The following is a 12,709-nucleotide window of genomic DNA, read 5'->3' as shown; positions in this document are numbered from 1 at the left end:
CGCCGTTATCAGCGCGGCCCTCGCGCTCGCGGGCTGTCAGTCAACAGCTGGCGCGGCCGACAGCAAACAGGTCTGCGGAACGCACATCAATTCCCCGGCAGAGATGACCGGTCCCGTTTGGTACGAGCAGCTTTCGCCGTCCGCCAGTTCTGTCACCATCAAGGATGGCGGATCGCTCTGGGTGATTCTCACGACGGACTGCGCCCACGGGTTCCAAGTTTCGAACGGCAGCGGTGCGTATCAAGTAATCGGCAACGTGCCGGCGAAGGGAACGGCTGGGGTTGTCGCGGTGGATCTGCAGGCAAGGTCGACGGGGACTGAAGCGATGGTGCTCAGAGACAAGACGGGCTCTCGATCGGTCGAAGTAAACGCTTCGAAGTAGGCACTTACTGGGTTGCGATCGTCACCGGTCGATCGCCACGACCCAGGTCGCGACGAAGTTAAAGCTGTCCTGCTGCGCAGCGTGGTAGCGGAACCGGACTTTCTGCCCTTCGGCGAGTTCGCGGTAACCGTCGGCGTCAACCGCGCTGAAGTGCGCGAACGCGTCCCGCCCGGCTGGCAGCGCCGCCGAGCTGATCGCGCCCCAGCCCTGCTCCGCCTTCCAGAACCTCACGACACCCACTGCTTCGGTGTCCGCCATGAAGACAGCCAGCTACTTGCGACGCCGGTAGCGGATGTACTGCGCGATCACCAGCGCCGCGACCCCGAGGGCGAACACCACCCCGAACCAGGCGGGTGGACTCTGGGCGGGTCCGCTGGCGACCAGGCTGGGAAGGTTCATACCCACAGTGTGGCGCGCTACGCCGTACGCCGCAGTAAGGCAGCGGAGTTCTCTCCGCCCATCCTGAGCGGGTAGGGTCATCTCACTGGCATATGTGAGCGGCATCACACCGCTACCCGACGGCTCATCGCGGCGACCCCGCACCCGGGCTGACGGGAGTCACCAAACCGGGGTCACCACGCCTCGGAGACGAGGAGAGCCATGGTCACCAGCACGCCCGCGCGCGACATCACCGACGGGGGACCAGATCTGGTCCAGTTCGTCGACGGGGACGGCAAGCGCCTCCCGACCAGCGCGGCCAACGAGCGCTACGCGCCGATTGTCGAAGCCCTGGACAGCAAGGATGCCCGGACCCTCTACCGGGACATGGTGCTGGTACGCCGATTGGACGCCGAGGGTTATGCCCTGCAGCGACAGGGGGAGCTGGGTCTGTGGCCCTCGTTGCTCGGGCAGGAGGGTGCCCAGGTCGGCGCCGCCCGCGCGATGGGCCCGAAGGACTACGCGTTCCCCGGCTACCGCGAACACGGTGTGGCTTACGTCCGGGGCATCCGCCCCGCGCAGATGCTGCAACTCTTCCGAGGCGTCAGCCACGGCGGCTGGGACACCGAGGAGTACCGCTTCCACCTCTACACGATCGTCATCGGCAACCAGATGCTGCACGCGACCGGCTACGCAATGGGCATCCAGCGCGACCACGCCGTCGCCACCGGTGACCCCGACCGCGACGCCGCGGTCATCGCCTTCACCGGTGACGGCGGCACCAGCCAGGGCGACTACAACGAGGCGCTGAACTTCGCCGCCGTCGCCAACGCGCCGGTCGTCTTCTTCGTCCAGAACAACGGCTACGCCATCTCCGAGCCCAACAGCCGCCAGTTCCGCATCCCGCCCTACCAACGCGCGCAGGGTTTCGGGCTGCCGGGCATCCGGGTCGACGGCAACGACGTGCTTGCGTCGTACGCCGTGACCAAAGTGGCGCTCGACGCCGCCCGGGCGGGTGACGGGCCGACGCTCATCGAGGCCTTCACCTATCGCCTGGGAGCGCACACCACCTCCGATGATCCGACCCGGTACCGCGACGCGGCCGAGGTCGATCTGTGGAAGGAGAAGGATCCGGTGAAGCGGATGCGCGGCTTCTTGCTGACCCGCGCGCACGCCGACCGTGAATTTTTCGATGAGGTCGACGTCGAGGCAGATGACCTGGCCGCCGATATGCGCGCCCAGTGCCGGGCGATCCCGGATCCGGAACTGCCGACGATGCGACCACGTCTACGCCGAGGAACACAAACCGTTGGAGCGGGAGCGGGATCAGTTCGCCGCGTATCTCGCATCGTTCGAGGGGGTTTCGGCATGAGCACGGAGAAGTTGTCACTCGCCAAGGCCCTCAACGAGGGTTTGCGTACCGCGATGGAGCGCGACCCCAAGGTCGTGCTGATGGGCGAGGACGTCGGCAAACTCGGTGGCGTCTTCCGGATCACCGAGGGGCTGCAGAAGGACTTCGGTGACGAGCGGGTTGTTGACACCCCGCTGGCGGAGTCCGGAATCGTCGGCACCGCAGTGGGTTTGGCGTTGCGCGGCTACCGCCCGGTCGTCGAGATCCAGTTCGACGGGTTCATCTACCCCGGCTTCGACCAGATCGTCAGCCAGGTCGCAAAGATGCACTCCCGATCGGGTGGCCGCCTCGCGCTGCCGCTGGTGATCCGGGTGCCCTACGGCGGTGGCATCGGCGCGGTCGAGCACCACAGTGAGTCCAACGAGGCCTACTTCGCGCACACCGCCGGACTGCGGGTCGTGGCCTGCGCCGACCCGGTCGACGCGTACTGGATGATCCAGCAGGCCATCGCCTCGCAGGACCCGGTGATGTTCTACGAACCCAAGCGGCGCTACCACGAGAAGGGTGACTTCCCGCTCGGCGCTCGCGACGCGGCACCGGCCGGACTGCACGAGGCGCGCATCGTGCGCGAGGGCGACCAGGTGACGATCCTGACCTACGGCTCGATGGTGCGAACCTGTGTGCAGGCCGCGGAAACTGCTGCAACAGAAGGCAAGTCGGTGCAGGTGCTGAATCTGCGCTCGCTCAATCCGCTCGACACCGACGCGATCATGGCCGCCGCGCGCAAGACCGGTCGCGTGATCGTCGTACACGAGGCGAGCACCTTCCTCGGCATGGGCGCCGAGCTCGCCGCGCAGATCCAGCGGGAGTGCTTCTACCACCTGCAGGCTCCGGTGCTGCGGGTCGGCGGTTACAACCTGCCCTACCCGCCCAGCCGCTACGAGCGGGAGTTCCTGCCCGACCTGGACCGCATCCTCGATGCCGTCGACACGTCGCTGAAGTACTAAGGGAGTTACGAGTTGAGCATCCAGAAATTCACCCTCCCCGACCCCGGCGAGGGCCTGCCCGACGCGGAGATCGCGACCTGGAAGGTGCAGGTCGGTGACACCGTCTCGGTGAACGACGTCGTGGTCGAGATCGAGACCGCGAAATCATTGGTGGAGTTGCCGATCCCGTGGGAGGGCACGATCACCGAGTTGCTGGTGGCTGAGGGGGACACCGTCGATGTGGGTACGCCGATCATCGCCGTCGACGTCAACGACGGTGTCGTCTCGCAACCGGTAGAGACTGCACCGCCGGAACCGGCCGTTGAGGAACCTCAGGTAGTTACCGAGCAGGTCGCGGCCGCCTTCGAGCCCGACCCGCCGGCGGTTGCCGTGGAGGACGGCAGTGGTCCCAACCTGGTCGGCTACGGCGCTCCGGCAGCCGCTACCGCCCGCCGACCTCGCGCCGGAGCCTCAGCTACCTCCGACATTTGGAACGGGACTCACCCGGAATCGGCGAACTCAGGTGAAACGCGTTCCAAAAGTGGGCAAAGCGAGGGTGGGCCGGTGCTCGCCAAGCCAGCCACCCGAGGACTGGCCAAGGAGCGCGGGATCGATCTGCGCGACGTACCGGCGTCAGGGGACGGCGGGATCGTCACCGACGCCGACGTGCAGGCACTCATCGACGGCACCACACCGATGTCCACCGGCGGCGGCGAGCGGGAGACCAGGACGCCCGTCAAAGGCGTGCGCAAAGTCACCGCCGAAGCAATGGTGGCCTCGGCCTTCACCGCACCGCACGTCACCGAGTTCGTCACGGTCGATGCCACCGCCACCATGGAGTTGGTCGACAAGCTGAGCAGCGACCGCGAGTTCCAGGGGATCAGGGTCAGCCCGCTGCTGGTGATCGCCAAGGCGCTCTGCATCGCGGTCCGCCGCAACCCCGGAATGAACGCCGTCTGGGACGAGGCCGCGCAGGAGATCGTCACCAAGCACTACGTCAATCTCGGCATCGCCGCCGCGACACCGCGTGGCCTGATCGTCCCCAACATCAAGGACGCGGACCGCATGACGATGCGCGAACTCGGTTCTGCGTTGGGCGAACTCGTCGACACCGCTCGTGCCGGCAAGACCCAGCCGCGGGAGCAGGCGGGTGGCACGATCACTATCACCAACGTGGGGGTTTTCGGCATCGACAGCGGTACGCCGATCATCAACCCCGGCGAGTCGGCGATCGTCTGCCTCGGTGCGATCCGGCGGATGCCCTGGGTCGTCACCGATCCGGACGGCACCGAGCGGATCGAGCCGCGGTGGGTCACCCAGCTGGGCTGTGCCTTCGACCACCGGCTGATCGACGGCGAACTCGGATCGAAGTTCCTGGCCGACCTGGCCGCACTGGTGCAAGACCCCGGCAAGGCACTCGTCTGGGGCTGACCTCCATCGGGGTAGTCGACGCAGGCCTGCTGCCTACGCTGGCGGCAGGTCCGGGTCGTCCGTGCCCGGCCGGGAAGTGACTGCGATGAGTGACAAGACCGGTACCGCCAACATCGGCGTGGTCGGGATGGCCGTGATGGGCTCGAACCTGGCCCGCAACCTCGCGTCCCGCGAGGGCAACACGGTCGCGGTCTACAACCGCACCTACGCCAAGACCCAGAAACTCGTGGAGGAGCACGGCGACCTCGGCTTCGTGGAGTCGGAGAAGATCGAGGATTTCGTCGACTCGCTGAGCACACCGCGGACCGCGATCATCATGGTTCAGGCGGGTGCCGGCACCGACGCCGTGATCGAGGAACTGGCCGGCCTGATGGAGCCCGGCGACATCATCGTCGACGGTGGCAACTCCAACTTCCAGGACACCATCAAGCGCGAGAAAGCATTGCGGGAGAAGGGACTTCACTTCGTCGGCACCGGGATCTCCGGTGGCGAGGAAGGTGCCCTGCACGGACCGTCCATCATGCCCGGTGGGTCGGATGAGTCCTGGGAGACCCTGGGCCCGATCCTGAAATCCATCGCCGCCGTCGCCGAGGGCGAGCCGTGCGTGACGCACGTCGGGCACGACGGCGCCGGCCACTTCGTGAAGATGGTGCACAACGGCATCGAGTACGCCGATATGCAACTGATCGCCGAGTCCTACGACCTCCTGCGGCGGGCCGGCGGGTTGACGGTCCCGCAGATCGCCGAGGTGTTCAAGGCCTGGAATGAAGGCGACCTGGAGTCCTATCTGATCGAGATCACGGCAGACATCCTCACCCAGCAGGATCCGGACGGGGACGGGCCGTTGGTCGACAAGATCCTCGACCACGCCGGTTCGAAGGGCACCGGGGTGTGGACAGTGCAGAACGCCGTCGGTCTGGGCATCCCGGTCTCCGGAATCGGTGAGGCCGTCTTCGCGCGGGCTGTGTCCGACAAGGGTGAGCAGCGGGACGCGGTGCGCGCGACGATCACCCAGCGCCCGGAGAAGGTGAGTGTCCCGGACAGCTTCGCGGACGACGTACGGGCCGCGCTGTATTCCTCCAAGGTGGTCGCCTACGCCCAGGGGTTCGACCTGATCTCGGCGGGAGCCGCGCAGTACGACTGGGACATCGACCGCGGTGCGATCGCCAAGATCTGGCGCGGCGGGTGCATCATCCGAGCCCGGTTCCTCAACCGGATCACCGAGGCCTACGACCGGGACCCGCACCTGGTGTCCTTGCTGGCCGACTCCTACTTCGCCGACGCAGTCGCGCAGGGCCAGGCGGCATGGCGGCGGATCGTCGGGATCGCGGCGGCCAGCGGCGTACCGGCACCCGGATTCTCTTCAGCGCTGGCCTATTACGACGCCCTCGGGTCGGAGCGGTTGCCCGCCAGCCTGATCCAGGCGCAGCGCGACTACTTCGGCGCGCACACTTACCAGCGCGTGGACAAGCCTGGCACCTTCCACACGGACTGGTCGGGTGACCGGTCCGAGGCGAAGGTCAAGGACTGAGCGGCCCTCCGGCCGGGGCGGCGGTGAGGTGCGGTGGCCTCAGCCGATCGCTTCGGCCTTGGCGGCTGCTTCCTGGGCGGGGGACTGCGAGCGCAGGGTGACCTTGGGCATCAACAGGGTGACCAGGAACCCGAGCACCATGACGCCCGCGGCGCACAGGAAGATCAGGTCGATCGAGTCGGAGAAGCCGACCTTGAACGGGTGCGCGATCACGTCAGCCATCTTGTTGATGATGGAGGAGTCGTTCTGCACCTGGGCCAACACGCTCTGGTCGCCCTCGACGACCGCCTTGTTCAACGGGTTGTTCAGGATCGAGGGATCGGCCTTGACCGCCTCCTGGATCCCTGGGGCGGCCACCTTGAACGCGCTGGTGATCTTGTCGCCCAGGGTGCTGAACAGGATCGACAGGAAGATCGCCACACCCATCGTGCCGCCGAGCTGGCGGAAGAACGTCGCGGCGCTGGTGGCCACACCGATCTCCTGCGGCGGGACCGCGTTCTGCACGATGATCGTCAGCGGCTGCATACAGTTACCGATGCCGATGCCGACGATGAACATGAAGATCATCACCAACCACAGATGGCTGTCCGCCGAGATCAGGTGCAGCAGGAAGAGGCCGACCGCCGCGATCGCGGTACCGAAGATCGGGAACGGCCGGATGACGCCGGTGCGGGCGGTGAGCTGACCGGAGCTGATCGCGGCGATCATCATGCCCGCCACCATCGGCAACATCATGAAGCCGGACACCATCGGCGACGCACCGTGCACGATCTGCAGGTAGAGCGGCAGGACCGTGATGCCACCGAACATGGCCATACCGACGATCACGCTGGCCACGATGGTGACCGTGGCGGCCCGGATCTTGAAGATTCGCAACGGAATCAGTGCGTCATCGCCCATCTTCCACTCGGTGAAGACGAAGGCGAGCAGGCCGAGAATACCGATGGCGTACGCCGTGAGGGACTTGCCGGAGCCCCAGCCCCATTCGCGGCCCTGCTCCGCGACCGTCAGCAGCGGCACCAGGCCGATCACCAGGGTGATGGCGCCCCACCAGTCGATCCGCGCCTCGCGGCGGTAGGCCGGGATCTGCAGAGTGCGGGAGATGACGACCAGCGCGAAGATGCCGATCGGCACGTTGACCATGAAGACCCAACGCCAGCCGGTCAGACCCAGGATGGTCGGTGCGCCGGCGAACAGACCACCGATGACCGGACCCAGCACCGAGGAGGTTGCGAAGGTCGCCATGAAGTACCCGGTGTACTTGGCGCGCTCCCGCGGCGGCACCAGGTCACCGATGATGGCCAGCACCAGGGTGAACAGACCACCGGCGCCCAGACCCTGGAAGGCGCGGAACGCGGCCAGCATGTACATCGACTGGGCAAAGGCGCACAGGAACGACCCGATGATGAAGATCGTGATCGCGAAGAGGAACAGCTTCTTGCGGCCGTAGAGGTCGCCGAGCTTGCCGTAGATCGGCGTCGTGATCGTCGAGGTGATCAAGTAGGCCGTCGTCACCCAGGCCTGGGCGGACAGCCCGTCCAGGTCGTCGGCGATCGTGCGGATGGCGGTGGCGACGATCGTCTGGTCGAGCGCGCCGAGGAACATGCCGAGCATCAGCCCGGCCAGGATGGCCTTGATGTGGGCGGGTGACCCGTGATCGGCGGGGGCGGCGCTCTCAGACTTCATTGACACCCGATGAGTCTAGAACCGTAGGGTGCCTCCGTCTAATCGGCTGGGTGGTGCGCGGCCGGTGTCAGGGAGTGATGGTCAGCGCGTCCAGCGCTCGCCGGGCTATCTCCTCGTCGCCCTGCACGGCGTACCTCAATTGGTCGGTCGGCACCCGGCCCGCGCCCCGCCGGGTGAGTGCGGAGGTCGACAACTGGATGGACACGGTGGAGCCGGGCGGCAACGGGATGATCTCGCCCGTCGCCTGGTCGATGTCATCCACGTGCGTTGTCCCGGAGAAGAGCGGCTCACCGAATGGTTTGTCACCGTCGCCGGGCACGATCCGGACGCCCTCACGGGCCAGGACCGGGCCGGACACGTCCAGGATCACGGAGGTCCCGATCGGTACGTCGGCGCGCCGGGCGAGGTTCTTGGGGAAGGCGTCCAGCACCCAGGTGCTGAAGATCGCGGCGCCGCCGGAGTCCAGGTTGCCCGGCCAGTTCACGGCCTGGCGCAGGTCCTGCTCATGGACCCACAGGTCGGCGATCCGGCCCTCGAGTTGCAGCCGCAGCGGCCGGCGACCGAACGGGCCGTTCACCTCGGCGTCGGGGTCCAGGGTCGTATCGCGCAGTTGGCGCATCCGCTTGGCGAAGAGGCGTTTCCATTCCTCGACGACGTCGTGTCCGGACTTCTTGCGGCGGGCTTCGACGCCCTGCTCCATGAATCGCTGGGTTTCCGTGGTGACCCAGGGGTAGTCGGGGACTTCCACGTCCTCCTCGACCCCACCAGCGGTCAGGTTCTCCAGAGCGACCACGTGGGAAATGTGGTCCTTGACCGACCACCCCGGGCACTGGGTCGGCTTGTCGAATTCGTCGGCCTTGTACATCATCCCGATGTCGAGGATCGCCTGGCCGGTGGAGGCGTAGGCCTCGATCAGGCCGGGGAGGTCGGTCGGCGGTGGGGGATTGGTCGGCATGACCTCCAACATACTGAGGCGCCCGGGTGGTCCGTTCCATCCCGGGTGGTGGTCCTTACTCTGGTTGTCATGGCCGATCCGCAGCGCAGCAGGTGGCAACTCGGCGTACCCGCCGTTGCCCTGGCCGTTCTGCTGGGCACGACCGCGATCGCGTTGGCGTACGCCGGGGGCGCCGCGCCGCTGGAGTTGGGCGATCCCGGTGCCGTGGTGCGCTGGGGTCTGCCGCTGTTGCACGCGGTGCAGGACGGGGCGCTCGCGGTGACCTTCGGTGCGTTCCTGCTCGGCGGCCTCCTGGTGCCCGAGAGCGCCACCTCCCACCGTCGCCTCTTTCTCTCCCGGGTCGCTGCCTGGTCGGCGACCGTGTGGTTCCTCGTGGCCGTTGTCGGGATCGTCTTCGCGTACGCCGATGTGGCCGGCGTCCCGCTCGGCACGTCCGGCCTGTTGGGTGACGCCTGGACGACGACCTGGCAGTTGGAAGTCCTGCGCGCCCCGGCGATCAGTGCCCTCATCGGCTTGGTCGTTGCGGTGTGCGCCTGGCTGCGGCCCGGCCGTAACGGGCAGGCGTGGCTGTTCTTCATCACCGGCTTCGCGATCCTGCCGCTCGCCCTGGTCGGCCACTCCGCGACCAGCAACGACCACGAGACCGGAGTGAACTCCCTGGCCGGACATGTCGTGTCGGCGGCTTTGTGGGCCGGCGGACTCTTCACCCTCGGGCTGGTGTGGTCGCGGCTGGGCAAATCCGCTTCGGATGTCGTTGCCCGATTCTCGAAGGTCGCCACGTGGTGTTACGTGATCGTCGGAGTCTCCGGCGTGGTGCTCGCCGTGAACCGGCTGGGTTCGTGGTCAAGTCTTGGCACGGCGTACGGCGTGGAGTTGATCCTCAAGGCGGTCCTGCTCGCGGGCCTGGGGGTCCTGGGCTACCTGCAGCGCCAGCGGGTCGTGGCGCGGCTCGGTGAGCCCACCGGCGGGTTGTTCGCCCGGCTGGCCGCGATCGAGGTGCTGGCCATGGCGGCGGCGTTCGGCCTGGGCAACGCGCTGGCCCGTTCCGCGCCGCCCTCGGGTACGGTCGAGAACGCCGACACGGTCACCTCGATCACCGGCTACCCGGCACCGCCCGCCCCGACCGCAGCGAACTGGTTCACCCAGTGGCGTTTCGACTGGCTCTTCACCCCGGTGGCCGTGGTCGCGATCGGGGTCTATCTGGTGTGGGCCTGGCGGCTGCACCGGCGCGGCGACCGGTGGCCAGTCCTGCGCACGATCAGCTGGGTGGTCGGCTGGTTGCTGTTCATCTACTTCGTCAGCGGACCGCCCGCCGTCTACGGCCGGGTGATGTTCTCCGCGCACATGCTGCAGCACATGGCGATCTCGATGCTGGCGCCGGTCTTCATGGTGCAGGGCGCCGTCGTGACGCTGGCGCTACGGGCGCTGCCCAAGCGCTCGGATCTGACGCTCGGGCCGCGGGAGCTGATCCTGGCGATCGTGCACTCGCGCTACGTCGGCTTCTTCGCCAACCCGATCGTCGCGTCCTTGCTGTTCATCAGCACGTTGATCGCGTTCTACTACACACCGTGGTTCGAACTGTCGCTGCGCACGCACACCGGCCACGTGCTGATGGTGATCCACTTCGTGCTGGTCGGGTACCTGTTCGCGTGGGCGTTCACCGGGATCGACCCCGGCCCCCGCCGTTGGTCGCCGCCGGCCCGGTTGCTCGTGCTGTTGGTGGCCGTGGCGTTCCACGCCTTCTTCGGTGTGGCGCTGATGACCGGGACCACCCTGCTCGCCCCGGACGTGTTCTCGGTGCTGCATCTGTCCTGGGTCACCGACCCGCTGGATGACCAGCAGCGCGGCGGGACCATTGCCTGGGGCGTCGGCGAACTGCCAACCTTGATGATGGCCTTGTTGATCGCGGTCGAGTGGGCGCGCAAGGATGACGCCGATGCGCGCCGGGCCGAGCGGCAGGCAGAGCGCGATGGTGATGCGGAGTTGAACGCCTACAACGAGATGTTGTCGGCCCGGTCGCGGGGCAATCGATGACCCGCGTTGCGGTGGTCCAGCTGGCGTACGACGACGCCGAGCCGCCGCCCGCTCGCCTCGCCCGGGTGGCGTCGTTGGTCTCCTCCCTGTCGGGTCACGACCTGATCGTGCTGCCCGAGTTGTGGTACGCCGGTGGGTTCAGTTACCGGCAATGGCCGGAGTATGCGCAACCCCTGGATGGTCCTGTTGCACAGGAGCTTTCGGCGCTGGCGGCATCGTTGGGGTGTGTGCTGCACGGTGGATCGATCGTGGAGCGGGGTCCGGTCGGGCCGGAGGGAAAAGACCTGTGGAACACCTCGCTGGTGTTCGGTCCCGACGGATCACTGCTGGCCTCGTACCGGAAGATCCACCGGTTCGGATTCGCGGTCGGTGAGCCGTCGCTGATGGAGGCCGGATCGTCGGTGGTGACGATGCCGCTCTTCGACACCACGGCCGGGTTGTCGACGTGTTACGACCTGAGATTCCCCGAGCTCTACCGGGCCCAACTTGACGCGGGCGCAACGGTTTTCCTGATCCCGTCTGCGTGGCCGCTGGCCCGGGTGTCCCACTGGCGCACCCTGCTGAAGGCGCGGGCGATCGAGGACCAATGCCTGGTGATTGCCTGCAACACCGCTGGCACACACGCCAATTCGGCAATGGGCGGGCACAGCGCGGTGATCTCGGCCTCCGGTGAGGTGCTGGCGGAAGCGGGTACCTCGCAAGAGGTGCTGTCGCTGGAGGTCTCGCTGGATGACGTCGCTCGCATCCGGTCCGACTTCCCGGTGCTGAAGGACCGGCGGTTATGAGCCTCGACCAGGTGCTCTTCGACGACGAGCCGTTGGAGGCGCCGTGGATCCGCGGGCATCCGCGCGGTGAACCCGACGGACCGCTGCTGCAGGTACGTCGGGTGTATGACGACACCTTCGTCCTGCGGCAGTCGATGTCGGTGTCAGCAGAGGCGCCGTTCATGTACCTGCTGATCGGGACGCAGCGCGCACTGCTGCTGGACACCGGCGACTCGAAGAACCCCGTCGATTGCCCGCTGCGGGAGACCGTGGATCACCTGCTCGCGAGCCGCGATGTCGAGCTCGTGGTGGCGCACAGTCACGGTCATTACGACCACCGTCGCGGCGACGAGCAGTTCACCGACCGACCGCGCACCCAGATCGTGCCGATCGACGTCGAGGGCGTGCAGGAGTTCTTCGGTTTCACCGAATGGCCCTCTCAAGTGGTCGAATTCGACCTGGGCGATCGGCCGTTGCTGATCACGGGTGCACCCGGGCACGACAAGCGCTCGATCGTGGTCGTGGACCCGTCACGGCAGATGATGCTGTCCGGCGACACCCTCTATCCCGGCCGGATCTATGTCCAGGACCTGGAAGCGCTGCAGGACACCTTCGGTCGGATGATCGCGCTCCTCGAGGACCATGGCATCACCCGGATCCTGGGCGGTCACAACGAACTCGCTGTTGACGGCACCGACTTCCCGATCAAATCGCGGTTCCATCCGAACGAGCACCGGTTGCCGTTGAGCGAGGAGTCGCTGCAGAAGGCCCTTTCGGCCAGCCAGGTGGCCTCCCGAGGGGTCGTTCCGGCTGGCGAGGTGACCCTCTGGGTCGGCCCCTGCATCGGCCCGCGACTCAACCACGTCGGCCGCCTGGCGCGCGGACGTCTCCGCAGCACCGCCTGACCACGCTTCGACACCTTTCGGGGGGATGACGCAGCCAACTCCCAGCTTCCTTCTCTACCCACGGGGCATGCGATATCTCGTGGGGGTCATTCTCACCGTTGTCGGTATTGGTCAGATCCTGTTGCGGGACCGCTTCGTTCGTGCCAACGCGGCAAGCAACCGGGAGATGTGGAACGGTCACGGCGGCGGACCGAAGATGCAGGCCTACAGCCGGTTTATGACCTGGGTGGTGGGACTGGTCTTCGTGGTTGCTGGGGTGCTGACGATCGCGGGGGTTGGCCCGTTCGGACGCTGGCGGTAGCTTCA

General features: G+C 67.0%; 11 protein-coding genes and 1 pseudogene. 8 read left to right on the top strand and 4 right to left on the bottom strand.

Annotated features, from left to right (window positions below):
• Positions 1-403: 403 nt before the first annotated feature.
• Entirely contained in the window at positions 404-640 is a 237-nt protein-coding gene (locus tag AZH51_RS06745; RefSeq protein WP_291522575.1) for a cold shock domain-containing protein, read from the bottom strand.
• A gap of 12 nt (positions 641-652) precedes the next feature.
• Positions 653-781, bottom strand: coding sequence for a hypothetical protein (locus AZH51_RS06740; RefSeq protein ID WP_291522573.1), 129 nt, complete (start codon positions 779-781; stop codon positions 653-655).
• A gap of 201 nt (positions 782-982) precedes the next feature.
• Between AZH51_RS06740 and pdhA the strand changes: the two are divergent.
• The 4 genes and pseudogenes from pdhA (at position 983) to gndA (ending at position 6,059) form a co-directional block, all read left to right on the top strand.
• A pseudogene (gene pdhA / locus AZH51_RS06735) lies at positions 983-2,132 on the top strand (pyruvate dehydrogenase (acetyl-transferring) E1 component subunit alpha).
• Positions 2,129-3,118 carry an alpha-ketoacid dehydrogenase subunit beta gene (locus AZH51_RS06730; RefSeq protein ID WP_291522571.1) on the top strand — a complete coding sequence of 330 codons (990 nt, stop codon included), beginning with the start codon at positions 2,129-2,131 and terminating at the stop codon, positions 3,116-3,118. The pseudogene pdhA and the gene AZH51_RS06730 overlap by 4 nt, the downstream one beginning before the upstream one ends.
• Before the next feature lie 12 nt (positions 3,119-3,130).
• Positions 3,131-4,528 carry a dihydrolipoamide acetyltransferase family protein gene (locus tag AZH51_RS06725; protein WP_291522570.1) on the top strand — a complete coding sequence of 466 codons (1,398 nt, stop codon included), beginning with the start codon at positions 3,131-3,133 and terminating at the stop codon, positions 4,526-4,528.
• 85 nt (positions 4,529-4,613) lie between these two features.
• Positions 4,614-6,059, top strand: a complete 1,446-nt coding sequence (gndA, locus tag AZH51_RS06720) for an NADP-dependent phosphogluconate dehydrogenase (protein ID WP_291522569.1) — start codon at positions 4,614-4,616, stop codon at positions 6,057-6,059.
• A gap of 39 nt (positions 6,060-6,098) precedes the next feature.
• Here the strand turns inward: gndA and AZH51_RS06715 are convergent, their stop codons facing one another.
• The gene (locus AZH51_RS06715) at positions 6,099-7,745 is read right to left on the bottom strand and encodes an MDR family MFS transporter (protein ID WP_291523013.1); all 1,647 of its coding nucleotides are present in this window, start codon (positions 7,743-7,745) and stop codon (positions 6,099-6,101) included.
• A gap of 67 nt (positions 7,746-7,812) precedes the next feature.
• Entirely contained in the window at positions 7,813-8,700 is an 888-nt protein-coding gene (locus AZH51_RS06710; protein ID WP_291522568.1) for a maleylpyruvate isomerase family mycothiol-dependent enzyme, read from the bottom strand.
• A 69-nt stretch (positions 8,701-8,769) separates the two neighbouring features.
• On the opposite strand from AZH51_RS06710, the gene AZH51_RS06705 reads away from it, so the two are divergent.
• From AZH51_RS06705 to AZH51_RS06690, 4 genes are all read left to right on the top strand, one after another.
• Positions 8,770-10,734, top strand: coding sequence for a cytochrome c oxidase assembly protein (locus AZH51_RS06705; RefSeq protein WP_291522567.1), 1,965 nt, complete (start codon positions 8,770-8,772; stop codon positions 10,732-10,734).
• The gene (locus AZH51_RS06700; protein ID WP_291522566.1) at positions 10,731-11,519 is read left to right on the top strand and encodes a carbon-nitrogen family hydrolase; all 789 of its coding nucleotides are present in this window, start codon (positions 10,731-10,733) and stop codon (positions 11,517-11,519) included. Before AZH51_RS06705 ends, AZH51_RS06700 begins: the two co-directional genes overlap by 4 nt.
• Complete coding sequence (locus tag AZH51_RS06695; RefSeq protein ID WP_291522564.1) at positions 11,516-12,403, top strand: MBL fold metallo-hydrolase; 888 nt, start codon at positions 11,516-11,518, stop codon at positions 12,401-12,403. The genes AZH51_RS06700 and AZH51_RS06695 overlap by 4 nt, the downstream gene beginning before the upstream one ends.
• 67 nt (positions 12,404-12,470) lie before the next feature.
• Positions 12,471-12,704 (top strand): hypothetical protein, encoded by a 234-nt coding sequence (locus AZH51_RS06690; RefSeq protein ID WP_291522562.1) that lies wholly within the window; start codon positions 12,471-12,473, stop codon positions 12,702-12,704.
• Positions 12,705-12,709 lie beyond the last annotated feature (5 nt).

Source organism: Branchiibius sp. NY16-3462-2, assembly GCF_001594145.1.
Lineage (GTDB): Bacteria > Actinomycetota > Actinomycetes > Actinomycetales > Dermatophilaceae > Branchiibius.
This window is presented reverse-complemented; position numbering and strand designations above follow the sequence as displayed.

What these genes read in the sequence shown, in the direction of transcription:
- AZH51_RS06715 (WP_291523013.1), bottom strand. Translation starts at nt 7,745, where the DNA reads ATGAAGTCTGAGAGCGCCGCCCCCGCCGATCACGGGTCACCCGCCCAC.
- AZH51_RS06730 (WP_291522571.1), top strand. Translation starts at nt 2,129, where the DNA reads ATGAGCACGGAGAAGTTGTCACTCGCCAAGGCCCTCAACGAGGGTTTG.
- AZH51_RS06695 (WP_291522564.1), top strand. Translation starts at nt 11,516, where the DNA reads ATGAGCCTCGACCAGGTGCTCTTCGACGACGAGCCGTTGGAGGCGCCG.
- AZH51_RS06740 (WP_291522573.1), bottom strand. Translation starts at nt 781, where the DNA reads ATGAACCTTCCCAGCCTGGTCGCCAGCGGACCCGCCCAGAGTCCACCC.
- AZH51_RS06700 (WP_291522566.1), top strand. Translation starts at nt 10,731, where the DNA reads ATGACCCGCGTTGCGGTGGTCCAGCTGGCGTACGACGACGCCGAGCCG.
- AZH51_RS06745 (WP_291522575.1), bottom strand. Translation starts at nt 640, where the DNA reads ATGGCGGACACCGAAGCAGTGGGTGTCGTGAGGTTCTGGAAGGCGGAG.
- AZH51_RS06705 (WP_291522567.1), top strand. Translation starts at nt 8,770, where the DNA reads ATGGCCGATCCGCAGCGCAGCAGGTGGCAACTCGGCGTACCCGCCGTT.
- gndA (WP_291522569.1), top strand. Translation starts at nt 4,614, where the DNA reads ATGAGTGACAAGACCGGTACCGCCAACATCGGCGTGGTCGGGATGGCC.
- AZH51_RS06710 (WP_291522568.1), bottom strand. Translation starts at nt 8,700, where the DNA reads ATGCCGACCAATCCCCCACCGCCGACCGACCTCCCCGGCCTGATCGAG.
- AZH51_RS06690 (WP_291522562.1), top strand. Translation starts at nt 12,471, where the DNA reads ATGCGATATCTCGTGGGGGTCATTCTCACCGTTGTCGGTATTGGTCAG.